The 25,212-nt window shown below is 33.0% G+C and carries 20 protein-coding genes and 1 tRNA gene; 11 read left to right on the top strand and 10 right to left on the bottom strand.

Going from position 1 to position 25,212, the window contains the following annotated elements; translation table 11 throughout:
* The first annotated feature begins 6 nt into the window (after positions 1-6).
* The 3 genes from ACNG5D_RS06760 to ACNG5D_RS06750 all read left to right on the top strand — a co-directional run bounded on the left by ACNG5D_RS06760 (position 7) and on the right by ACNG5D_RS06750 (position 1,337).
* Entirely contained in the window at positions 7-651 is a 645-nt protein-coding gene (locus tag ACNG5D_RS06760; RefSeq protein WP_418182736.1) for a peroxiredoxin, read from the top strand.
* 81 nt (positions 652-732) lie between these two features.
* On the top strand, positions 733-1,041 hold the full coding sequence (locus tag ACNG5D_RS06755) for a thioredoxin family protein (RefSeq protein ID WP_418182735.1): 309 nt from the start codon (positions 733-735) through the stop codon (positions 1,039-1,041).
* A gap of 38 nt (positions 1,042-1,079) precedes the next feature.
* A complete protein-coding gene (locus ACNG5D_RS06750) occupies positions 1,080-1,337 on the top strand; it encodes a DUF6952 family protein (RefSeq protein ID WP_418182734.1) in 258 nt (85 codons plus the stop codon).
* A gap of 91 nt (positions 1,338-1,428) precedes the next feature.
* Here ACNG5D_RS06750 and ACNG5D_RS06745 read toward each other — a convergent pair whose 3' ends face one another.
* Together ACNG5D_RS06745 and katG are read right to left on the bottom strand one after the other, a co-directional pair.
* A complete protein-coding gene (locus ACNG5D_RS06745; RefSeq protein WP_418182733.1) occupies positions 1,429-1,899 on the bottom strand; it encodes an ankyrin repeat domain-containing protein in 471 nt (156 codons plus the stop codon).
* A 66-nt stretch (positions 1,900-1,965) separates the two neighbouring features.
* Positions 1,966-4,176, bottom strand: a complete 2,211-nt coding sequence (katG, locus tag ACNG5D_RS06740) for a catalase/peroxidase HPI (protein ID WP_418182732.1) — start codon at positions 4,174-4,176, stop codon at positions 1,966-1,968.
* Positions 4,177-4,445: 269 nt separating this feature from the next.
* On the opposite strand from katG, the gene tpx reads away from it, so the two are divergent.
* The 6 genes from tpx (at position 4,446) to ribB (ending at position 11,717) form a co-directional block, all read left to right on the top strand.
* Positions 4,446-4,952 carry a thiol peroxidase gene (tpx, locus tag ACNG5D_RS06735; protein ID WP_418182731.1) on the top strand — a complete coding sequence of 169 codons (507 nt, stop codon included), beginning with the start codon at positions 4,446-4,448 and terminating at the stop codon, positions 4,950-4,952.
* On the top strand, positions 4,945-5,313 hold the full coding sequence (locus tag ACNG5D_RS06730; protein WP_418182730.1) for a diacylglycerol kinase: 369 nt from the start codon (positions 4,945-4,947) through the stop codon (positions 5,311-5,313). Before tpx ends, ACNG5D_RS06730 begins: the two co-directional genes overlap by 8 nt.
* Positions 5,314-5,399: 86 nt before the next feature.
* Positions 5,400-7,790 carry an FtsK/SpoIIIE family DNA translocase gene (locus ACNG5D_RS06725; RefSeq protein WP_418182729.1) on the top strand — a complete coding sequence of 797 codons (2,391 nt, stop codon included), beginning with the start codon at positions 5,400-5,402 and terminating at the stop codon, positions 7,788-7,790.
* A 22-nt stretch (positions 7,791-7,812) separates the two neighbouring features.
* Positions 7,813-8,454 (top strand): outer membrane lipoprotein periplasmic chaperone LolA1, encoded by a 642-nt coding sequence (gene lolA1, locus ACNG5D_RS06720; RefSeq protein ID WP_418182728.1) that lies wholly within the window; start codon positions 7,813-7,815, stop codon positions 8,452-8,454.
* A gap of 124 nt (positions 8,455-8,578) precedes the next feature.
* The gene (locus tag ACNG5D_RS06715; RefSeq protein ID WP_418182727.1) at positions 8,579-10,540 is read left to right on the top strand and encodes an LptF/LptG family permease; all 1,962 of its coding nucleotides are present in this window, start codon (positions 8,579-8,581) and stop codon (positions 10,538-10,540) included.
* A 16-nt stretch (positions 10,541-10,556) separates the two neighbouring features.
* Complete coding sequence (gene ribB, locus ACNG5D_RS06710) at positions 10,557-11,717, top strand: 3,4-dihydroxy-2-butanone-4-phosphate synthase (protein ID WP_418182726.1); 1,161 nt, start codon at positions 10,557-10,559, stop codon at positions 11,715-11,717.
* Positions 11,718-11,847: 130 nt separating this feature from the next.
* Here the strand turns inward: ribB and ACNG5D_RS06705 are convergent, their stop codons facing one another.
* Positions 11,848-13,041: a DegT/DnrJ/EryC1/StrS family aminotransferase gene (locus tag ACNG5D_RS06705; RefSeq protein ID WP_418182725.1), complete on the bottom strand. Its 1,194-nt coding sequence runs from the start codon at positions 13,039-13,041 to the stop codon at positions 11,848-11,850.
* A gap of 129 nt (positions 13,042-13,170) precedes the next feature.
* Entirely contained in the window at positions 13,171-13,800 is a 630-nt protein-coding gene (locus tag ACNG5D_RS06700) for an NAD(P)H-dependent oxidoreductase (protein WP_418182724.1), read from the bottom strand.
* A gap of 188 nt (positions 13,801-13,988) precedes the next feature.
* On the opposite strand from ACNG5D_RS06700, the gene ACNG5D_RS06695 reads away from it, so the two are divergent.
* Positions 13,989-14,073, top strand: a tRNA-Ser gene (locus tag ACNG5D_RS06695).
* A gap of 213 nt (positions 14,074-14,286) precedes the next feature.
* Here ACNG5D_RS06695 and ACNG5D_RS06690 read toward each other — a convergent pair.
* From ACNG5D_RS06690 to kduI, 3 genes are all read right to left on the bottom strand, one after another.
* On the bottom strand, positions 14,287-15,381 hold the full coding sequence (locus tag ACNG5D_RS06690; protein WP_418182723.1) for an adenylate/guanylate cyclase domain-containing protein: 1,095 nt from the start codon (positions 15,379-15,381) through the stop codon (positions 14,287-14,289).
* 210 nt (positions 15,382-15,591) lie between these two features.
* On the bottom strand, positions 15,592-16,386 hold the full coding sequence (locus ACNG5D_RS06685) for a gluconate 5-dehydrogenase (protein ID WP_418182722.1): 795 nt from the start codon (positions 16,384-16,386) through the stop codon (positions 15,592-15,594).
* A gap of 3 nt (positions 16,387-16,389) precedes the next feature.
* Positions 16,390-17,229 carry a 5-dehydro-4-deoxy-D-glucuronate isomerase gene (kduI, locus tag ACNG5D_RS06680; protein WP_418182721.1) on the bottom strand — a complete coding sequence of 280 codons (840 nt, stop codon included), beginning with the start codon at positions 17,227-17,229 and terminating at the stop codon, positions 16,390-16,392.
* Positions 17,230-17,458: 229 nt separating this feature from the next.
* Between kduI and ACNG5D_RS06675 the strand changes: the two genes are divergently transcribed.
* Entirely contained in the window at positions 17,459-18,526 is a 1,068-nt protein-coding gene (locus ACNG5D_RS06675; RefSeq protein ID WP_418182720.1) for a substrate-binding domain-containing protein, read from the top strand.
* Positions 18,527-18,552: 26 nt separating this feature from the next.
* Here ACNG5D_RS06675 and ACNG5D_RS06670 read toward each other — a convergent pair whose 3' ends face one another.
* The 3 genes from ACNG5D_RS06670 to ACNG5D_RS06660 form a co-directional block, all read right to left on the bottom strand.
* Positions 18,553-19,980 carry a rubredoxin gene (locus ACNG5D_RS06670; protein WP_418182719.1) on the bottom strand — a complete coding sequence of 476 codons (1,428 nt, stop codon included), beginning with the start codon at positions 19,978-19,980 and terminating at the stop codon, positions 18,553-18,555.
* Positions 19,980-23,501, bottom strand: a complete 3,522-nt coding sequence (locus ACNG5D_RS06665) for a molybdopterin-dependent oxidoreductase (protein WP_418182718.1) — start codon at positions 23,499-23,501, stop codon at positions 19,980-19,982. Before ACNG5D_RS06665 ends, ACNG5D_RS06670 begins: the two co-directional genes overlap by 1 nt.
* Before the next feature lie 133 nt (positions 23,502-23,634).
* Positions 23,635-25,053, bottom strand: a complete 1,419-nt coding sequence (locus tag ACNG5D_RS06660) for an MFS transporter (protein ID WP_418182717.1) — start codon at positions 25,051-25,053, stop codon at positions 23,635-23,637.
* Positions 25,054-25,212 lie beyond the last annotated feature (159 nt).

Below are 25,212 nucleotides of genomic sequence, written 5' to 3'. Positions count from 1 at the left end.
ATACAAATGTCATTAGTAGGTAAAAAATTTCCAAGCTTAAACGTAGACGCCATGAATGAAATGGGAGATACTTTTAAAGTTAATGTTCTTGAAGAAGCAGTAAACAACAAGAAAAAAGTAGTATTATTTTGGTATCCAAAAGATTTTACTTTTGTATGCCCAACAGAATTACACGCATTTCAAGCTGCTTTAGGCGAATTCGAAAAAAGAAACACTATTGTAATTGGTGCTTCATGCGATACTCCAGAAGTACACTTTGCTTGGTTAAACACAGCAAAAGATAACGGAGGTATTGAAGGTGTAACTTACCCAATTTTGGCCGATAGTAACAGAAACTTATCTAGCATTTTAGGAATTCTAGATATTACTAACGAAACTTACGACGAAGAAACAGGAACCGTTCAAGTAGAAGGCGATAACGTAACTTATAGAGCAACTTACATTATTGATGAAGAAGGAACCGTACAACACGAAAGCATAAACAACATGCCATTAGGTAGAAACGTTGGCGAATATATTCGTTTAGTTGACGCCTTAACACACGTACAAGAAAAAGGAGAAGTTTGCCCTGCAAACTGGGAAGAAGGTAAAGAAGCCATGAATGCCAATGCAAAAGCAACTGCCGAGTATTTAGCTGCACACGCTAACTAATAATAAAATTAAAATGTTTTTACGAATTAAAAAGTAATTTATCTAACTTTTTAATTCGTAAAGACTATAAAAACAAATGCTATGTTAAAAGAATTAAACGAAGACAATTTACAAACACTAATAGCAGAAAACAATACCGTTGTGGTTCAATATTCTGCAACATGGTGCGGAAACTGTCGTATAATGAAACCAAAGGTTAAAAAATTAGCTTCAGAAATAGAAGGCGTAACATTTGTTATAGCTGACGCTGAAAAATTTCCTGAAAGTAGAAAATTAGCTACTGTTGATAACCTACCAACATTTGCAACCTTTAAAAATGGTGCCTTTGTAAACCAAGTACAAACCAATAAGTTTGATGTTTTAAAAGAACTAGTTAACGAAGTTGTTTAACATTTTCGCTTTCGCGGAAGCCTAAAAATAGTTTATTTATGAAACTACCAGTAATTAAACACTTAACACAGTTTATTGAAGATAACGACGAAGATTTTGTAATTGAAACCATTGAAACTCTAGAAGCTTTAACAGAAGTACCTTCGCTTAAAGATGAAGAGCTAGATGTAATTGGTGAATTAATATCTAATATGTACGGCGCTATTGAAGTAAACAAAATGATTAAAGATGGAGCAACTAAAAAAGATGCCGTTAATAACTTTATGAAACGCGTATTAGGCTCTATTGATAAATAGAAAACAAGAAAAAGAAAAATGCATAAAAAACCATCTTGCCAAGGCAAGATGGTTTTTTTATTTTTATAAAACAATATAAATTACAAACCCCTTATTTTAAAAGTTTTGTAATAGTTTCAAAATTTTTATCGATTGCGTAATCCAATGCTGTTTTTCCATTACTATCTTTAATACTCTTATCTGCATTATGCTCTAACAACAATTTTACAACATCTACCTTATTATATTGTGTAGCAAACGATAAGGCTGTGGTTCCATTATTATTCACTTCATTTAAATTTGCCCCATTTTCAATTAAATAAGTAACAAAACTTACGTTTCCCTTAAAACTCACACCAATTAAAGCGGTATTTCCAGAAGCATCCTTATCGTTTATAGGCGCTTTATGTTCTACTAAAATTTTTGTAGCAAACTGGTTATCAAAATACGTTGCTAAAATTAATGGTGTAAAACCTCGTTCGTCTTTAGTTTCGGCTAATTTTGGGTTATTTTGCAACAATGCTTTTAAACTGTTGTTATCTTTATTTTTTATGCTTTCAAACACTTTATTTGTAGCTTTCATTGTTTTTATGTTTCAATAAAAAAGGAATGATAAAAACCATTCCTTTCGCGCTATTATTAATAATTATTATTTTAAATCAAACCTATCTAAATTCATTACTTTAGTCCAAGCTGCAACAAAATCTTTTACAAACCTATCTTGTCCATCATTTGCTCCATAAACTTCGGCTACAGCTCTTAATTCGGTATTAGAACCAAAAATTAAATCGGCACGTGTACCTTTAAATGTAACCTCACCTGTTTTTCTATTTTTACCTTCAAAAATAGTATCATCATTAGATGTTGCACTCCATGTATATGTGAAATCAAGAATATTTGTAAAAAAGTCGTTAGTTAATCGCCCAACATTTTCAGTAAAAACACCATATTTAGAACCATCAAAATTTGCTCCTAAAACTCGTAAACCACCAACAAGAACAGTCATTTCTGGAATAGAAAGTGCTAATAAGTTAGCCTTATCTACCAATAAATCTTCTGCAGCAACTTTTACTTTAGGGGTTATATAGTTTCTAAAACCATCTGCCAATGGCTCTAAATACCCAAAAGACTCTATGTCGGTTTGCTCTTGTGTAGCATCACCTCTACCCTGTGTAAAAGGTACCTTAATATTATGTCCAGCTTTTTTAGCAGCTTCTTCAACTCCAACTGTGCCAGCAAGCACAATTAAATCGGCCATAGAAATTGAGCCTGTAAACTGATTTTTAATATCTTCAAGCGCATGTAACACTTTGCTTAATTGCGTTGGATTGTTAACTTCCCAACTACGTTGTGGCTCTAGACGAATACGCCCACCGTTGGCACCACCACGCTTATCGGAATCTCGGTATGTTGAAGCCGACGCCCAAGCTGTAGTAACTAATTGCGATACACTTAGCCCAGAAGCTATAATCTTATGTTTTAATAAATTAATATCATCATCGCTTAAATTATAATTTACTTTAGGTATTGGATCTTGCCATAATAATTCTTCTTTAGGTATTTCTGGCCCCAAATAACGACTAATTGGCCCCATATCTCTATGTGTTAATTTGTACCATGCTCTTGCAAAAGCATTTTCAAAAGCTTTATGATCGTTATGGAAACGTTTTGAAATTTCTAAATAGGTTGGATCTACTTTTAACGCCATATCTGCGGTTGTCATCATTAAGGCTTGTTTACCATTTGCATCTCCAGCCTTAGGCGCCATTCGTGCGTTTGATGCCGCTGTTGGTGTCCATTGGTGTGCTCCAGCAGGGCTTTTTGTTAACTCCCAATCATAATTTAAAAGCACATCAAAATAATCGGCATCCCAACGGGTAGGATTTGGTGTCCACGCCCCTTCTATACCGCTTGTAATAGTATCATCTAAAACACCAGTTTTATATGTGTTTTTCCAACCTGTACTCATTTCTTCAATGGGTGCTCCGTGTGGTTCCTTACCAACATACTTATCTGGATCTGCAGCGCCATGCGCTTTCCCAAAAGTGTGTCCTCCAGCAACTAAAGCTACCGTTTCTTCATCATTCATTGCCATACGACCAAATGTTATTTTAATATCGTGAGCCGATTTTAAAGGGTCTGGATTTCCGTTAGGTCCTTCAGGGTTTACATAAATTAATCCCATATGTGCCGCTCCAAGATGACCTTCTAAATCACCATCGCTTGTATCATATCGTTCATCATTATCTAGCCAACCTGTTTCGCTTCCCCAGTAAATGTCTTGTTCTGGCTCCCAAACATCTTCACGACCGCCTGCAAAACCAAAAGTTGGAAATCCCATAGACTCCAAAGCACAATTCCCAGCAAGAATCATTAAATCTGCCCATGATATTTTATTACCATATTTCTTTTTTATAGGCCATAAAAGCAATCTGGCTTTATCTAAATTTCCATTATCCGGCCAACTATTTAAAGGCGCAAAACGCTGATTTCCAGAAGCAGCACCGCCTCTACCATCACCAACACGATATGTACCAGCACTATGCCATGCCATACGAATCATAAAACCTCCGTAATGCCCATAATCTGCAGGCCACCAATCTTGAGAGTTTGTCATTAAATCAATTACATCCTTTTTTAAAGCATTAAAATCTATACTATTAAAGGCTTTAGCATAATCGAAATCTTCTCCTAATGGATTAGACTTTGGTGCATTTTGTCTTAAAATATTTAATTTTAATTCGTTTGGCCACCAGTCTCTATTACTAGTTCCGCGTCCTGCTGTTTGCTTTTGGTCTCCACTTAAAAAAGGACATTGACTAGCGTCTCCGCCCTTAAAATGTTGTTCATTGTTATTCATTGCTAAAGTTTTTATGTTAAGCTATTTAATTTCCTCATTTTAAATAAGATGTACTAAAATTACTAATTATATATCTTAAAAAAAGTATATTCATATTTTAATAAATTATACAATAATTGATAAAATTTATTAAAAACGCCAAAAACTATAGTTTTTACATATGCACCAATATCAGCAAAACACTTAAAACACATAAATAAAGTTATTAAATAGTAAGATTAAATTATTTAATATTCATATTTTAGTTGTTCAAATAAAAATATATACAAATGGCTTCAATTACATTAAAAGGAAACGCAATACATACATCAAATAAATTACCAGAAGTTGGAACAAAAGCACCAGACTTCTTACTTACTACTACAGATTTAGCAGTACACAGTTTAACCAATTATGCGGGTAGCAAATTAGTTTTAAACATATTTCCTAGTATAGATACAGGTACTTGTGCGCAATCTGTTAGAACATTTAACACAGAAGCAAGCGAATTGGATAACACAAAAGTACTTTGCATTTCTCGCGATTTACCATTTGCGCAAGGGCGTTTTTGTGGTGCTGAAGGCTTAGATAATGTTATAAACCTATCCGATTTTAAAGATGGAAGTTTTGGCAAAGATTATGGCTTAAATATTATTGATGGGCCTTTAGAAGGCTTACACTCGCGCTGCGTAATTGTTTTAGATGAAAATGGCATTGTTAAGTACACAGAACAAGTTAATGAAATTGTAGACGAACCAAACTATAAAGCTGCTCTTGAAGCATTGCAAGATGCCTAAAAAAGAATCGTTTTTAGTAAACCGTTTAAAAAGTGTTGGGTATGCGTTTAAAGGTGCCTTTTTACTCTTAAAAACAGAAGCTAGCATAAAAATTCAATTTTTTATAGCCATAGCGGTTACATTAGCTGGAGTTTATTTTAATATTTCTGCCCTCGAATGGATGATGCAAATACTAGCTATTGGCTTAGTTATGAGTGCCGAAGGCATGAATACTGCTATTGAAGAAATTGCTAATTTTATTCACCCAGAGCATCATAACAAAATTGGTTTAATAAAAGATATTGCTGCAGGGGCTGTATTTATAGCCTCTGTATTTGCAAGTATAATAGGTTTAATTATATATCTTCCAAAAATTTTTTAAAATACTATTCCTCTAGGATAAACGTTAGTAATTTGTATTTTTGTTGAGTTGTATAAACAACTCTATTTTTAAACAATAAATCGTTAATGGCTAAAAGCAAAACCAAAGCTAAAAAAGCACCTAGAAAAAAAATAAAAGCACCAAGCTTTAAGCTGTCTAGTCAGCAAAAATTAGTACTAGGAAGCTTTCTAGCCATTACAGGGCTTTTATTATTTATAGCTTTTGTTTCTTATTTATTTACAGGTGAAGCAGACCAAAGTACATTATCTAATTTTACTTCGCGCGAAGTAAAACCAAAAAACTGGTTAAGCAAATCTGGTGCTTGGTTAAGCGATTTTTTTATTCAGCGTGGTTTTGGTGTAGCATCATTTATTTTTTCTGGGCTAACCTTTTTATCTGGCGTTTATGTTTTAATGAATATTAACAAAACTAAACTAAGAAAACATTGGTTTTGGGGTATACTTATAATAATTTGGTTGTCAATTCTTCTAGGTTTTTTTGGAAATAAAAATGATATTTTAGGCGGTACAATTGGTTTCGAGCTTAATCATTTTCTTCAAGACTATATTGGAAAAATAGGCACTATACTATTACTTCTCTTTGGGTTAATAACATATTTAGCCATACGATTTAAGGTTACTTTTGAAAGTATAACAAAACTCTTTAAATCTGCAAGTAAAGATATTAAAGAAGAACTTTCTAGCATGAAAGAAGATGTTATAGTTCCAATAGACAACAACTTATCTGAAGAGGCTGAAGCTATAAAATCTGCTCATGAAGTAGCTTTAGAAAATAAAAAAACCGAACCTATACAAGAAATAAAACCAAAAATAGAAACGGCGCCCTTAGAAGTTAAAATTCCTGAGCCAGAAGTTGAAGAAGAAGAACCCGAATTAGAAATAAAAGTTGAAAATATTAAAGAAGAAGGTTCTGAAACCGATAACCTTGCCAACAAATTGGTTGAAGATTTCGGACAGTTTGACCCTACTCTAGAATTAGCAAAATACCAATTTCCAACACTAGACTTATTAAAAAAATACAATACCGAAGGTATTACAATAAACCAAGAAGAATTAGAAGAAAACAAAAACCGAATTGTTGAAACTCTAAACAACTACAAAATTGGTATATCTAGCATAAAAGCCACCATTGGTCCTACTGTTACGCTCTACGAAATTGTTCCAGAGGCTGGAATTCGTATTTCAAAAATTAAAAATTTAGAAGACGATATAGCCCTCTCTCTCTCTGCACTTGGTATTCGTATTATTGCTCCAATACCAGGAAAAGGCACTATTGGTATAGAGGTACCAAACAAAAGTTCTACCATAGTTTCAATGCGATCTGTAATTGCTTCAAAGAAATTTCAAACCTCCGAAATGCAATTACCTATTGCTTTAGGAAAAACAATTAGCAATGAAACTTTTGTTGTCGATTTAGCAAAAATGCCTCACCTATTAATGGCCGGAGCTACAGGTCAAGGAAAATCGGTTGGACTAAATGCCGTTTTAACATCATTACTTTATAAAAAGCACCCAGCCGAAGTTAAATTTGTTTTAGTAGACCCTAAAAAAGTAGAGCTCACACTTTTTAATAAAATTGAACGTCATTATTTAGCTAAACTTCCAGATAGCGAAGATGCCATAATAACAGACAACACAAAGGTTATCAACACATTAAACTCATTATGTATTGAAATGGATAACCGTTACGAACTACTTAAAAATGCTTTTTGTAGAAATTTAGCCGAATACAATGCAAAATTTAAAGCTAGGAAATTAAACCCTAATGATGGACATCAATTTTTACCATATATCGTTTTAGTAGTTGATGAGTTTGCCGATTTAATAATGACAGCCGGCAAAGAAGTAGAAACTCCCATAGCACGTTTAGCACAATTAGCACGTGCCATTGGTATTCATTTAATTATTGCAACGCAACGTCCATCTGTAAATGTAATTACTGGTATTATAAAAGCCAATTTCCCTGCTCGTATAGCATTTAGAGTAACCTCTAAAATAGACTCGCGAACTATTTTAGATGGCTCTGGAGCCGACCAACTTATTGGGCGTGGCGATATGCTTTACACACAAGGCAACGATTTAATTCGTGTGCAATGTGCTTTTGTTGACACACCTGAAGTTGAAAAAATAACCGATTTTATTGGCGCTCAAAAAGCCTATCCTGATGCTTATATGCTACCAGAATATGTTGGCGAAGAAAGTGGCACAAGTCTTGATATAGATATATCGGACAGAGACAAACTATTTAAAGATGCAGCCATAGTTATTGTAACCGCCCAACAAGGATCTGCTTCGTTATTACAACGTAAATTAAAATTAGGTTATAACAGAGCAGGTAGAATAATAGACCAATTAGAAGCTGCAGGCATAGTTGGTCCTTTTGAAGGTAGTAAAGCCAGACAAGTACTTGTCCCAGACTTAATAGCTCTAGACCAACACTTAGAAAACGAATTATAATACAATGAAAACTATATTTTTAATGAAAAAATACTTAATCCTATTAATAATTACAGTTTCTTGCTCTGTATTTGCACAAAATCAAGATAAAGCAAAAGCCTTATTAAACGAAGTATCTATAAAAGTTAAAAGCTATAAAAATATTTCGTTAGATTTTAAATACACATTAGAAAATTTATCTGAAAACATAAAGCAAGAAACCAAAGGCGATGTTATAATGCAAGGCGAAAATTACAGATTAAATATTCTTGGTGTTACAAGACTTTTTGATGGTAAAACGCTATATAGCATAAGTAATGAAGATGAAGAAGTAACTATAACATCTAATATTGATGATGAAAACGATGCCATAACACCAAGTAAAATGTTATCATTTTATGAAGATGGATATACTTACAACATGGATATTGAGCAGAATATAAAAGGAAGAAAAATTCAATATGTAAAACTTACACCCATTGATTCTAATTCCGAAATAAAAAACATTCTTTTAGGCATAGATGCACAAACAAAACACATATACAACTTAATTCAAATAGGTAAAAACGATACAAAAACCACACTTACTGTAAATTCTTTTAAAACAAACGAGCCTTTATCAAAAACCTTATTTACCTTTGATGCAAATAAGTATAAAGACTATTACATCAATAAACTAGATTAGGTATTCTTTTGAAAAAAGTATTAACAAATTTTAATTTAAAGATCTTTAATATAAGAACGAAGTGGACTACACGCGTTCTTATTTTTAATTCATTCTATTTTAAATAATTAGAATATTCATTCGTGTGAAAATATTAGACCGTTACATACTAACCACTTACCTTAAAACTTTTCTTAGCGTGTTTATAATACTCATGCTAATTTTTGTTTTACAAACCATCTGGCTATACATAAAAGAATTAGCCGGTAAAGATTTAGATATTATAGTAATTGTTAAGTTTTTAGGCTACTTTATGCCTAAACTTATACCTTTAGTATTACCACTTACCATACTTTTAGCCTCTATAATGGTTTTTGGAAGCTTTGCCGAAAATTACGAGTTTGCCGCCATGAAATCTACAGGCATATCACTACAACGTGCCATGTCTGGCCTTAGTGTTTTTATTGTAGGTTTGGGCATAGTAACCTTTTTCTTTTCCAATAATGTGATTCCTTGGGCCGAGTTAAACTCTTATAATTTAAGAAGAAACATCGCTAAATTAAAACCAGCCATGCTACTTGCCGAAGGCCAGTTTAACCCTGTTGGTAACTACAATATAAAATTTGTTGATAAATATGGCGATCGCGACCAATTTTTAAAAGACGTAACCATACACGTTAAAGGCAGCGATGGCAGAACCAATGCTACCGTTATAAAATCTAAAATTGGTGAACTTGCTAGTAAAGAAGATTCCAATGTTTTAAAACTTATTTTAACCGATGGGCATTACTATAGCGATGTAAAACCAAAAGAAAGAAAAGCCAGACTTAGAAAACCATTTGCTAAAAGCGTATTCGAAACTAAAGTTATAAATATTGATTTGTCTGAGATTAATAAAGTAGATTTTAATGAGCAATCGCAAACCGACAAATACAATATGCTTAACGTAAGCGGGCTAAACAAAACCATAGACTCTCTTGTTGTAAAATATAATGATGAGCATGCTACGTTTTCAAAAAATTTATATTTAAGATCGGGGTTAAACAGAAATTTCCCAAACCAAAAAAAAACAAAAGACTCTGTCTATTTAGGGCCAATTCTAGATATTTTTAAAACCAAACAAAAACTAGATATTGTAGATATTTCATTAAAATCTATGATAAGCTCTAAACAGCTTATAGTATCTAAAGATGCTACAACAAAAAACTCTAAAGCTTGGCTTAACAGACACGTAATATCATTACACGAAAAATTTGCTTTAGGCTTTGCCTGTGTTATCTTGTTTTTTGTTGGCGCACCCTTAGGTGCTTTAATTAGAAAAGGCGGTATTGGCTTACCTATGGTTATTGCTATTTTGTTGTTTTTAACCTATCATTTTATTGGCATATTTGCTACAAATAGTGCAAAAACAGGCGACTTTAACCCTATTATAGCACCTTGGTTTTCTACTTTAGTCATGCTCCCATTAGGTATTTTTCTAACAAAAAGAGCTACCGCAGATAGGGGTCTATTTGAGTTTGGAAACGTTTTAGAGCCTTTTAAAAAGATTTTTAAAATTAAAGAAAAAGATAGTTTTGATTATAAGTTTTTAACAGCATACAACAACCAGCAACTTGTAGATATTATTACTAATCACGAAAATCAAGACCACCATAAGAACACCAGGTACAAAGCCTTTGATATTTTAAAATCTAGAGGATTATCAACTACAGATTTACGATCCATTGGTTTACATATTAACACTAGTTACGATACAGCCGAAATCACAAAAAAACACTATACCGAACACTCTAAATTTGCAATAACGCTGTACATTATTGGCGTAATATTATTCATTTTATTTTTTGTATTTAAAAACAACAAACTATTACCTTTAGCTACAGCATCCATACAGTTAAGCATAATTTCGTTATTACTATATGTAGTTTATTTTATAAAATCTATTATTAACGCGTTTCAATTTTATAATCATATAAAAAGAAAACAAAAACGCCCTAATATGTTCTTGTTAATACTTAGTTTACCAATTTACTTTGTTACTTACCTGTATTTAAATGAAAAAATTAAAGGCGACTTAAAAGTAAATTGTTTAGAATCCTTAAAATAAGCCATATCTTTGCACCATGATGGTAAGCACTATGACACAAAAAGAAAAAAAAGAGTTTAAACTCAATACAATACACGAAGCAATTGACGATATAAGAAACGGAAAAGTTATTATAGTTGTTGATGATGAAAACCGTGAAAATGAAGGCGATTTTTTAGCTGCTGCCGATAAAGTAACACCAGAAATGATAAACTTTATGGCCACGCATGGTAGAGGTCTTATTTGTGCTCCCTTAACAGAAAACAGATGTAAAGAGTTAGAGCTAGATATGATGGTTAGAAACAATACCGACCCTATGGAAACAGCCTTTACTGTATCTGTAGATTTAAGAGGCGGTGGTGTAACAACAGGCATATCGGCTAGCGACAGGGCAAAAACCATACAAGCCCTAATAAATAACGACACAAAACCTTTTGAGCTAGCAAGACCTGGGCATATTTTTCCTTTAGTAGCCAAAGAAGGCGGTGTATTACGAAGAACTGGACATACCGAAGCCGCTATAGATTTTGCAAGACTAGCTGGTTTAAAACCCGCTGGAGTTATTGTTGAAATCATGAACGAAGATGGCTCTATGGCACGTTTACCACAACTTATTGAAGTAGCCAAAAAGTTAGATTTAAAAATAGTTTCTATTGAAGATTTAGTAGCTTATAGAATGCAACACGACTCTTTAATTGAGAAAAAAGAAGATTTTCAAATTGAAACTCGTTTTGGTAGTTTTAGGCTAAGAGCATACAAACAAACGACTAACAAACAAGTACACATAGCACTTACAAAAGGACAATGGAGCGATAACGAAGAGGTGCTAACCAGAATAAACTCTACATTAATTAATAACGATATTTTAGGCACTCTTACCAATAATGCCGACCAGCAGTTAGACAATATGTTTAAGGTTATAAATGATGCTGGCAAAGGTGCTATAATTTTTATTAATCAAGAATCTCAATCTATGAATATTTTAAATAGATTGGCTTTTTTAAAGGAGCACCAAACTGCAAATAACATTGCTAAAGCTCCAAGAATTAATATGGATAATAGAGATTTTGGTATTGGCGCTCAAATTTTACACGACCTAAACATACATAAGCTTCGTTTAATTTCTAATACCCAACAAACTAAGCGTGTTGGTTTAATTGGTTATGGTTTAGAAATTGTAGATTATGTAAACTATTAAAACAAAGAGTAAATACAATTTTAATAGTAATATATAAACATAAAAACAGTATTTAAAAGAACTTTTAGAAATACTACAGTAAGTTTAACAAATTTCCTTTTAAATACTGTTTTTATAACTTTTTGTTAATTTACAATACCGATTTTATAATGGCTGCCATTTTATTGGCGCGTTGTTTAACTTCTTGCTCGGTCCATGAAAGTTTTATTAAACACGATATATTTCGGCCTATATAATGGTCTGACTTCGAGAAGTCTTTTGTTTTAAGATACGCTAACCCGTCTTTTACTTCTTTTGATATTGGAAATAATGATTTTAAGCTTTTTAAATGCTCCCACTTACGTATGTAATGCCAATTATTATCGAAATAATTCCAGCAAGCATCTATACCACCATCTTTAAAGCCTTGTATTACTTTTCTTGAGGTTTCTAAATCTGGTAAAAAGAAGTTTAAAAATGCACAGCTTTCTACTCCGCCTTCTGGCACGGTTCTAAATGTAACTTCGGGTATTTGCGATAGCGCTTCTTTTAGGATATTGAAATGACGTTTTTGAATGTTTAAAAACTCTGGTAAGCGTTTTACTTGTGCTAAACCTACGGCTGCATGCAATTCTGATATACGGAAATTATAACCTAAAAACGGGTGTGTTTCTGCTCCCCTATCATTTCCAACATGGTCGTGACCATGGTCGCTATAATGATCGGCGTTTGTGTAATAGGTGTCGTTATTTGTTATTACGGCTCCGCCCTCGCCACAGGTAATGGTTTTTACAAAATCGAACGAGAAGCACCCTAAATGACCTATGCTTCCTAGTGGTTTGTTTTTATATGTTCCGCCAATGGCTTGGCAGGCATCTTCTACTAATAATAGGTTATTTTTGTTTGCTATATTTTGTAAGGCTTCCATGTTTGCCATGCTTCCGCACATTTGCACTACCATTATGGCTTTTGTTTTGGGTGTTATGGCGTTTTGTACAGCTTGTGGGTTTAGGCCTAAAGTATCGTCTATGTCTACTAAAACGGGAATGGCGCCTAACATCATAATAGCTTCGAAACTGGCTACAAAGGTAAAGGTTGGCATGATAACCTCGTCGCCGGCTCCTACACCTGCACTTGCTAATGCTACTGTTACAGCTGCTGTGCCGCTGGATACTAATTGTACGTGTTTAGATTGAAATGTGTTTTCTAGTTCGGTTTCTAGTTGTTTGGCTTTCCAATGGCCTTTACGCATTGCGTCGAAACCGTAGCGCATAAGTACGCCGTTGTCTAGTACGTCGTTTACTTGTTCTTTTTCTAAATCTCCAAATAATTCAAATCCTGGCATATTGTTTATTTTATGTTGTTTTGTTGCGTTAGGGATTGAGGTTTTGTTGAAGCTCTTTTTGTGTTGTTGCACCTATGCAATACAAAAAAGCGACTACCGAAAGCCCGACCCTTGTGGTAACGCCCTTTGTTATATTGTTATTACGGCTTCTTCTATGGGTTTTCTTACTTTTTTTAGGGTTGAAAACATATCGTCGTGTGCGCGATATCCTATGGGTAGAAGCAATACCGACTTTAGTCCTTTTTGGGTTAGGTTTAGTATTTGGTCGTATTTTGATGGTATAAAGCCTTCCATTGGGCAGGCGTCTATGCCTTCTATGGCGCAAACCGTCATTAAATTTCCTAGCGCTATGTAGGCTTGGTTGGTGGACCATTGTTGACGCTCTTGTATGGATTTGCCTTGCATCATGTTAATTAAATCGTCTTGATACGGTTTTAATATGCTTTCTGGCGTGTTGCGTATGTTTTTTATGTTTTGGTAATAGCTTGTTACATCGGTTTTGGCAATATTGCCTTGTATGCATATTACTAGTAAGTGTGAGGCGTCTAGCACTTGTTTTTGATGGTATGAGTGCTCTACAAGCGATTGCCTGATTTCTTTATTTTCTACAACTACCATTTTAATGGTTTGTAGCCCAAACGAGGTTGCTGTAAGGTTAAAGGCTTCTGTTATGATATTTAATTTTGCTTTTGTTAGGCTTTTGTTTGCATCAAACTTTTTTGTTGCATACCGCCAGTTAAGCTGTTTTATTGTATCCATAAAGGGTAAATATATTTATGCAAAAATAAGGTTTGCTATTTTCTTTTTGGGTTTTTGGTGCATAAAATATGGGGTTTAGCTGTTTCTTTAAATTTATTTTGAAAAAAATGATTTTTTATTTGAATAGAACGAAAAAGGATTTTATATTTGCACCCGCATTCAGGCAAATAGCTTGATGAGGCACTCAAGGAGAAATGGCAGAGTGGTCGAATGCGGCAGTCTTGAAAACTGTTGAGGGTCACACCTCCGGGGGTTCGAATCCCTCTTTCTCCGCAAATGAAACCCGTAGCGAAAGTTATGGGTTTTTCTTTTTTTACAAATAGGTCAAAGTTTATTTTTTAAAGGTTACTTTGAACATAAATAGTATCATTTAGTTATGCGATTGAGATTAGTTGGTTGATGTTTCGTTTCGTTAACCTTATAAATTAGGATGCACCATTTAAATGCTATAGTCTTTTATTAGCTATTGTAAATGACTTAAACTATTTAATTTACTTTTTTTACTGCCACTATTTCTACATTATCTAACTTCCCTTTTAATAAGGTTTCTCCTTTTTTTATCAATTTATAGTTTTTAGGTAAATTTAATTTTTTAGAAAGCGCTCCAGAAATTAATAAATCTTCATTAAAATTAGCTGCAACACTTAAAATACGTGCTGTGGTATTTAACACATCGCCAGTAAAAAAAATATCTTTTTTAAGTGCGCCAATTTCACCTGTTGTTACATTTCCAAAGTGAATGGCAGCTTTAAAATCGGGTATAACACCATAGTTTTTAAGGTAAACATCTTTTTCTTTAAATAAATCTTTTTTCATATCGAAAAAACATGCTACACAATAATTTTTATTAATGCCTTTTTCAAGTTTCCATGTTACTACAATCTCATCACCTACATATTGATAAACTTCGCCATAATTTTTAATAATTGCCTTAGAAAAGCCCGAATAATAAGCGCGTAATAATTCAAAATACTTTTTATGCCCTATTTTTTCGGCTATAGTTGTAGAGTTTTTCATGTCTACAAACATAAAAATACGATTTTCGGATTTAGGTTTATGGTACTTTCCTGTAAAGAAATTTAGTAAAACATTTTGTCCTAAATTATCGTTTATTTCGGCGTAAAGTAACGATACCATTAACATAAAAGATAACTGAGATGCAGCACTTATATGGGTAATACTATAAAAGAAATCAAAATATTTATCCCATACACGCGTATCTAAAACAGAAACATCTAACTCTAAACTTGCTGCTATAGGAAAAGTAATAAAAATAACGACCATAAAAAATATGGCGTAGATTAAAAATTTTGAAATAATTTTTATTAAAAAACTTTTATTTTCAAATAAACGATTTAAATAATTTGCTTCAATAAAACCTATTATTAAACCTATACAAGTTATGCCCGTTAGTGCAAATGCTACCACATCTACCTGCATTTGTATAGCGGTTTTCGAGGTGTTTTCTATGTTTTCTAAAGCAGCATACTCTACCCAAAGAAATAAAACACCAAAAACCAACCAAATAACTCCAAATGGAATGGTTTTTAAAATTTTACGTTTTGTAAAAGCCGATAACATTTTTGCAAGTTAATAGTTAATTTTTATAATTTAAATAACTTTACAAAAAGGATTATACAAACCATTCCATTTGGCACTATTTTGGTTTATTATTAAGTTTACAAACTGACTAACAAACGTTTTTAACTTATAAATACCTGTTGTTATATACTAATCTTTTAATATTTAAGAATGTTAGTAAAAACGAACTGTTTGCCTAAATATTTATATTTAATCTTCGTTTGTTGGTTTACCTATGGTTGCTAGAATTCCGCCATCAACATATAAAATATGCCCGTTTACAAAATCGCTAGCCTTTGATGATAAAAATATAGCCGCCCCTGCCAAGTCGTCTGGATTACCCCATTTTGCAGCAGGGGTTCTATTAATTATAAAATCGTTAAACGGATGACCATCTACACGGATTGGAGCCGTTTGGGAGGTTGCAAAATACCCTGGTCCTATGCCATTTACTTGTATATTATGCTTCGCCCATTCGGTTGCCATATTTTGGGTTAACATTTTTAAACCGCCTTTGGCTGCTGCATAAGCGCCTACGCTATTACGGCCTAACTCGCTCATCATTGAACATATGTTTATTACCTTGCCTTCTTGCCTTGAAATCATCCCTTTTACAACATGTTTTGATACAATAAACGGACTTACCAAATCGATGTCTATAACTTGTTTAAAATCGGTAACATCCATATCTATTAAAGGTGTACGTTTTATTATACCGGCATTATTTATAAGAATATCTATCGGGCCTACTTCTTTTTCTATTTTGGCAATAGCAGAAATAACTTCTTCTTCTTTGGCTACATTAAACTTATAGCCAACGGCATGTATACCTTCTTTTTTATAGGCGGTTACAGCTGTATCTATTTTTTCTTGTGAAGAATTACCATTAACAATTATGGTCGCGCCTGCTAGCCCCAAACCTCTGGCCATAGACATTCCTAATCCATGTGTGCTTCCAGTTACTAAAGCTACTTTTCCTTTTATGTTGAATAATGATATGCTCATAAACTATCGTAAATCTGTTATTTTTGCGACATCCATATCGCCATAATCTAAATTCTCGCCTGCCATACCCCAAATAAAGGTATAATTTGATGTTCCTGAGCCTGAATGAATTGACCACGGTGGCGATATTACTGCTTGATGGTTTTGCATCCAAATATGACGGGTTTCTTGCGGTTGACCCATAAAATGACATACGGCTTGGTCTTGAGGAATGTCTAAATAATAATATATTTCCATTCTACGGTCGTGTACATGTGCTGGCATTGTATTCCATACACTACCGGTTTTTAACTCTGTCATCCCCATTTGAAGCTGGCATGTCTCTACAATACCGCCTATTATCATTTGATTAACTGTGCGATGGTTTGCCGTTTCTAAAGAACCTAATTCTAATTTATTTGCCTCGGATTTGCTTACTTTTTTGGTTGGAAATGTTTGGTGCGCTGGGGCTGAATTTAAATAAAATTTTGCCGGATTATTTTTATCGTTACTTTTAAAAACAACATCTTTTACACCGCTACCAATATACAATGCATCTTTTAATGTTAGGGCGTAAATTTCGCCATCTACTTCAACCGTTCCATCGCCTCCTACATTTATTATTCCTAACTCTCTGCGCTCTAAAAAATAACTAGATTTTAAAGGATCGATAGTCTCTAATTTTATTGGTGATAGTGGTACTGCTGAACCTGCCATATACCTATCGTAATGCGTATATACCAAAACCAATTGGTCGGGTTGCATTAAATTTTCTATTAAAAACTCTTCTCTAAGTTGCGCCGTATCGTAAGCTTTTACTGCTTGTGGGCTTGAGGCATAACGCGTTTCATAATGTGTGCTCATAACTAAATTTTATAATTATTATAATTTAAACCTCATTATTTTTTTGAGGCTTTATATTTTTTAACCTAAATAAATTGGACCTTTTGTGCACAAGAATACTTTCTCCTATTTATTATATTATTTGCTTCTAACAATTTATATTTCGTGTGCGCACACACAAATATAACAAAAAAATAGTGTGCGCACACAAAAATGAAAATTAATTACTAAATTGCTTAAAATTACAAGCATGATTACAATAAAGGATATTGCTAAAGAAGCCAATGTATCTGAGGGCACAGTTGATAGAGTAATACACAACCGTGGCGGTGTATCAAAAAAAACAGAAGCTAAAGTTAAAAAAATTCTTGACCATTATAATTTTAGTGTAAACCCTGTTGCTAGTGCTCTTGCCATGAAAAACAAGTATACTATTGCTGCATTAATACCAGAACATAATGATTTAGATTTATTTTGGGAATTACCTCATATTGGTATGACAAAAGCTGCAAACGATGTTAAAACTTCTGGAATTCAAGTAAAAACATACACTTTTAATCAATATGATGCAGACGCTTACATGAATTCTTTTAATGTTTTAATAGAATCTAATCCTACAAGTGTAATAATGGTTCCTAATTTCTCGAAAGAAACTAAAATAATAGTACAAAAATTAGAAGCGTTAAACATTCCTTACTTGTTTTTAAACATTGATATTAAAGGTTTTAACAACATATCGTTTGTTGGGCAGGACTCGTATATGGCGGGTTATGTAGCTGGTAAGTTTATGCGATTAAGCCTTCCTACTTCGTCTACTTTTTTAATTATTCAAGCCCGCCATAACATTACAAAAAACAATGCTGTTTCGAAAAGAATTGAAGGCTTTAACGATTATTTTATAAAGAATAATATTAACGTAAAAGTATTAACATTAAAAATTGAAAACTTAAACAGCAGTAATGATACCAAAGAAAAAATAAATTCATATTTAAAAGCCAACCCAGAAATTTCGGGTGTGTTTGTACCTTCAAGTAGAATTTACATTGCTATAGATTGCATAAAAGACACTTTTTTAAAAAAAATAAAGTTTATTGGGTTTGATAATACACCACAAAATATTGCTTGTTTGCTTAATGACTCTGTTTCTTTTTTAATATCGCAAAAAGCTTTTAATCAAGGTTACGAATCTATAAGGTTAATGTCGGATTATTTACTTAAAAACAATACCCCAAAAAACAAAGTTTATTTACCTATAGAAATACTTACTAAAGAAAATGTAAAATATACAGAGCAATACGACTCTACTAATACAGATTAGTTTTTTTACTCTAATTTTAAATCTTACTATTTAATTAAAATCTTTTTCTCAAAATTACTTTTAGGCGCTTCGCATAATGAGCATTGGTATGTATCTGGAAGCTTTAAAAAAGAGGTATGAGGCTTAATATTTTGTGTAATATCTCCATAAATCTCGTTATAGATGGTCATACAATCTTTGCATTGATACACCTCTTCCTCTTTGGTTTCTTTTACAATAACTTGTTTATCTTCTTCCCTTTCGGTTCCTAATTGCTCAAAATACAACTGACTTAACTCCATTAATAACCCAGGTAACTCCACCTTATCAACATCTTGTACATGCATTATATACTCCCTAGTATTAGGATCGAAATTCTTAGCATATAATAAATTATAGGTATCTCTTGTTTTAAAATTACCAACAATTTCGGGCTGCTTATTTTTTTCAATTACAATAGATGTAAAATTATATGTATCGCTATTATATTTTGTAATACCGAAAGTTAAACCATAGGTACTAATATCGTTTTGATCAAAATTAGTAACCAAATACTTTTTTAAATTTAATGCGTCCTGATCATTTACTGGTAAATGCCAATTCATTTCCAACATGGAGTGTCGCACGTTTATTCCATATTTTCCTAAAAACTTTTCCCATTTTAGTTTAGAATGTAACGGAATTCCTTTAACTATAAAAGATTTCCATGGTGTAATAGATATTTTACCTATTTTATTTTCTGAGCATAAGTCGCACATAGCTTTTAAAAAAGGGATATCATATCTATTATTTCTCCAATACAAACCTAACCAATAGCGATCTGTACCAATACGATTCATGCCTTCGTAATACGGGAAAGGGTAAAATGGGACTTCCAATGGTTTATCAACAGTTCTATTATTAGTATCAACAGCATCATTTACTAAATCGAAAACAGTTTCAATAGTTTCTGGCTCTTCTATTAAAATGTTTTCTATAGCAAATTCTATTTTATCCATATCCCAACTATAAATAAGCGCTGGGTACATTAATGTTTTTTCCCAATCTGGAAGCCTTAAATATAAGTACCAATAATCTTCATACTCTGATGCTATAAAGTTTACGTTTCCTGTAAACAATGGTACTAAACGTTGTTTAGGATCTATTACATTTATCCTGAGTTTAGGGTTGTGTTTAAATTGTTCTAAAACATATAAATACCTATCGCTGGTTAACCACGAAGTGCTTTGCAAAATTTCGGCAGACACATAAGAAGATGCTATATTTTCAATTCCATCTCGTTTTGGTTTTACAAACTTAATTTTATCAAACTGTTTAAATTTAGTCTCATCAATTTCTTCTGGAAAAATAATATCTTGTCTAGAGCCAAAAGAAATAGCATTTAAACCTAGATTTTCTGCAGCCTCACAAATATATTTAAGTTCTGATGGCGATAACACTCCCCCATTAATCATTAATCTATATGGCTCTATCATTACACTAATACTTTAGATTTTTGAAGAATTTCTCTTACTTCTGTTTTACAACTACCACACCCTAAACCTGCTCCTGTTTTATTACACAATTCTGTAAAATCTGTACATCCTTTTGAAATAGCTTCTTCTATATTTCCAACACCTACTTGACTACAAGAACATACTAACTCTCCTAATACTGGCACATCGTTTGAAGCCCCTCGAAGTAATGTATCGCGTTTATCTGCCATTTCAATTTTACTTTCAATCATGGTTTTAAATTCGGCAAACTCATTTTTATCTCCCATTAAAACAGCTCCAATTAACAAATCATCTTTTACAATACACTTTTTATAATATCGTTTTTTAATATCTGTAAAGATAATTTCCTCATAACTATCATCGTTATCAGGTACGCTTATATCTCCAATACTACAAAGACTTAAATCATTAAATTTTAAAATATTCATTAAAACCGAACCATTATAAACACAGCTTATATCGCCTGCAATAAAATTGGCTAATATATTAGCTTGCTCTTCTGCTGCTGATGTTATTCCAAATAATTGGTTATTATACTCGGCTATTTCTCCAATAGCAAAAATATCGGGTTCCGATGATTGTAAATGCTGGTTTACCTTTACACCTCGGCCACAAATTATACCATTAGCTCTAGCCATTTCAATATTAGGAATAGTTCCAATAGCATAAACAATAGCATTGGCTGTGATGTACTTTCCACTTTTAAGCGTTATGTTTAATTCTCCTGTATCTTCGTCATCAAACACGGTGCTTACTTCATTATCAAAATAAATTTGTATACCACGTTCTTGAACATCTAATGCTAATAGCTTACTAGAAACTTTATCTAATTGTCGTTCCATTAAGCGTGAACCACGTTGCACTATTGTAATTTTAGCATTTTTATGTTTCATTGCAGCTGCGAGTTCTAACCCTAACAAACCACCACCAACTATAACTACATGTTGCTCTTCTGGAGGTAAACCTGTAGCATCTAAATAGGCTTTAAAACTATCGGCATCTCTTTTATTTCGCATGGTAAAACGTCCAGGTAAATCTATTTGAACATCTTTAGGAACAAAAGCTCTGCTGCCTGTGGCTAGTATTAATTTATTATAACTATGTACTATGTTATTATTATCGGTTACTGTTTTTCCTGTTTTATCAATTTTTAAAATTGAAGTTTCTGGGTGTAAATGTATATTTAGCTTATCTAGTTCTTTATTTTTAATTTTTAATAGCTGCTCCCACGATAACTCTTCTGTAACATATTCTGGCAATAACACTCTGTTGTAAAACAAATTAGGTTCTTTAGAAAATACATGAATTTGATCTGTATCATTATTTTCTCTATAATTTTGTATAAACCTGAAAGCGGCGGCTCCAGCTCCAACAACAATAATTTTTTCTGGTGTTTTTTTGTATTTTGAAACAGATACACGAGTAAATTTAAAATCTGGTTCTTTAGAAACAGGATCTATATGTGTATTGGTTAAGTTATTAGCTCTATTTAAATTGCTTTGTAATTGTTTTCCCCAATGCATTGGTAAGAATACCACGCCTTTTTTTATAGTATCTGTAACTTTAGCACGAACTCTTACCACGCCATTTTCTCCTTTTATTTCTGTAATATCTCCATTTTTAATTTTATATAAAAAAGCATCTACAGGATTAATTTCTAATACCGGCGTTGGATAATGTGTTTTTAAGCGCGAAACTTTACCTGTTTTAGTCATGGTATGCCATTGGTCTCGTACACGACCTGTTGTTAAAACTAACGGATACTCATTATTTGGTAAAACAGAAGTATTTATAATAGATTTTGGTAAATTAAATCTAGCTTTTGTTGATGGTGTATAAAATATTTTATCTTCAAACAATCTTGAAGTACCTTGATGTCTATGCTCTGGAACTGGCCATTGAAAGGTGCCTTCGGTTTTTAACCTGTCGTAATTTAGAAAAGACACATCAATATTCGTGCCTTTTGTCATAGCTGCATACTCATCATAAATTTCGCTAGCGTTAGTAAAGTTAAACCCTCTAAACCCCATACGTTGTGCAAAATCGCAAAATATTTCAACATCTGGTCTAGCTTCTCCTGGGGCTTGTATTTCTTTAGGTAAATAAGAAATTCTTCTTTCAGAATTAGTCATGGTTCCTTCCTTTTCTAACCAACCTGCAGCGGGCAACACCAAATCTGCGAAACCAACCGTATCAGATTTATGTGATATTTCTTGAACCACAACAAATTTGGCATTTTTCATGGCCTTTTCAACACGATTTAAGTTTGGCAAGCTTACCAATGGGTTTGTACAAGCTATCCATACGGCTTTTAATTTTCCGCTTTCTAGCGCATCAAACATTTGTGTTGCTGTTAGCCCAGGCTTAGGGTTAATTTTATCGACGCCCCAAAATTGAGCTACCTCACGACGATGTTCTTCATTCATTAAATCTTTATGAACAGCTAAAAGGTTTGCCATTCCTCCAACTTCTCGCCCACCCATAGCGTTAGGCTGTCCTGTTAGTGAAAATGGTCCTGAACCAGGTTTTCCTACTTGCCCAGTTATTAATGATAAATTTAATAACGATACATTTTTATCTGTTCCTATAACGCTTTGGTTAAGCCCCATAGCCCACATGCTTATAAAGCCTTTTGAAAGACCAATAATATCGGCAGCTTTTCTTATATCTTTTTCTTCAACACCACATAATTTTGACGCCTGTTTTAATGACGTTTTGAATATTAATGCCTTATAATCATCAAAACCTTCGGTATGATTTTTTATAAAATCTTCATCAATTAATCCGCGTTTATACAAACATCTTGCAATGGCATTGTACAAAATAATATCTGTTCCTGGGAGTAATTGCAAATGTAAATCTGCAAAATTTGCTGTATCTGTTTTTCTGGGATCTACTACTATAATTTTTACATTGGGGTTATCTTCTTTTCGTTTTTCTATTCGTCTAAACAAAATAGGATGACACCATGCTGGGTTTGCTCCTGTAATTAAAAATGTGTCTGCCAATTCAATATCTTCATACGATATTGGCACACTATCTTCTCCAAAAGTTTTTTTATATCCAACGACAGCAGAACTCATACATAGGCGTGAGTTTGTATCGATATTATTTGTTCCAATAAAACCTTTTGTAAGTTTATTAGCTATATAATATTCTTCGGTTAAACTCTGCCCAGAAACATAAAACCCTACACTATCTGGACCGTGTTTTTTAATTATTGATTTAAATACACTTGCTGCTCTATTTAAAGCATCATCCCAACTTACGCGCTCTCTTGGGTGCGATCTACTCCATCGCATTTCTGGGTATAAAATTCTATCGGAAGTATCATTTACTACATAATGCAGATTCATGCCTTTAGAGCATAACATGCCTTTGTTTACAGGGTGGTCTTTATCGCCTTCAACCCAAACTTTATTATTGCTATTTTTTTTAACAATAATACCACAGCCAACACCGCAATAAGAACAGGTAGTTTTTACTTCGTTTTTAATCATGAAAACTTACATTTTACACTAAATAATACATTTTTATTTCAGAAAACAAATGCTAAACTTATTATTCTGAATACAACAAAAAAGGGCTTATATATTTTAAATTCACTAAATAAACCTACTAAAAATCAGTTTTTTATCGAATAGTAATAGCTCTATTAGAAGCTATACGAGAATCTACTCTGGCTACTTTTTCATCTTCTGCAGAAAAACGAATAGCTAACGAGATAAACGCTGTTATTAAAACTACAATACCTATTATAAAATAACCGTTAGATACAGCTGATGACGATGCTGCAGATTGAGCTGCATTTATTACATATTCTCCCATACCCTGATTTGTTGCAATGGCTGCTTTTTCGGCAACAGCAGATTGCGATTTTAGTAACATAGCTGCTAAAAACGCACCAACATTACCGCCTGCGCCTACAATACCAGAAACAGACCCTATTGCTTTTTTATTAATAAACGGTACTACAGAAAACGTGGCGCCTTCGGCCATTTGAACCGACAAACTAAATAATATTAAAAACACTATACCTACGGCGATACTTGTTGCTGTAGAAAATGTAATTAACATGGTACCTTGCACAGTTAAAATTGCTGCTAAAAATAATACACGACCTCTTAATCCTTTAAGTTTACCAAATTTATCGCCAAAAAATCCGCCTAGTGTTCTTGCAAAAATATTCATTAATGCAAATGATAACACAATGTTTCCTGCTGTAACTCTTTCTAATTGAAAGGTATTTTGCAAGTAATCATCCATAGTGCCATAAACGGTTAATTCTATACCAAAGCAAGCCGCGTAAACCAAAAACAAAATCCATGTTCTATAATCTTTTAATACAGATGCAAACCCTACTTGATCTTTCTTTTTATCTATTTTAATCCCGGATGCTCTTAAAGTTTTAAAATTACCCTGTGGCGTATCTTGTGTAAAAAAGAAATACACAATTCCCATTATAAAACAAACAACCCCAGCAATTACCATAGAGTATCTCCAAGCTTCTGCTTCGGCTACACCAAAACCTATTACAGCTGCAGCAATTAATGGCATACCTAATCTATTAGCACCGCCTCCAAGGTTTCCCCATCCAGCAGAAGTTGCATTTGCTGTACCTACTATATTGGGGGCAAACATTAAAGATGTATGCACTTGTGTTATTACAAATGATGCGCCTATAAACCCAATAAATAACCTACAAACTAAAAACTGTGTTGGTGTTTGCACCAACCCACACAATATAACTGGAATAGCTCCCAACGTTAGTAACCATGTATAACATAAACGAGGTCCATACTTATCGCATAATTTTCCAATTAATAAACGCGCAAATACGGTTCCTGAAACTGCTAATATTATAGAATTCCATTTTTGGTCTGGTGTTAACCCCAAATCTTTAACCACATCTGGCATAAAAGGTACAATACCAAACCATGCAAAAAAGCATAAGAAAAAAGATATTGCTGTAATCCAAAATGTACGTATAGATACACTTTTAAGGTTAAATAAATTTAATGTTGTTGACTTTACTGGTGTTGCATCATTCATAATTAAGTACTTTTATACGTACAAAACTACGTATTTATACTTAATTACAAACAATAAAGATACGTAATAATTAAGAAATATGAAGTTAGCAAATAAGGGTTGCTGTTTTTAATTATTTAGCAAAATGAAGTATTAATTTAGAAGAATTTTAAGAATTAA

It is taken from the genome of Algibacter ulvanivorans (genome assembly GCF_048381495.1).
Classification (GTDB): domain Bacteria; phylum Bacteroidota; class Bacteroidia; order Flavobacteriales; family Flavobacteriaceae; genus Algibacter_B; species Algibacter_B ulvanivorans.
This window is presented reverse-complemented; position numbering and strand designations above follow the sequence as displayed.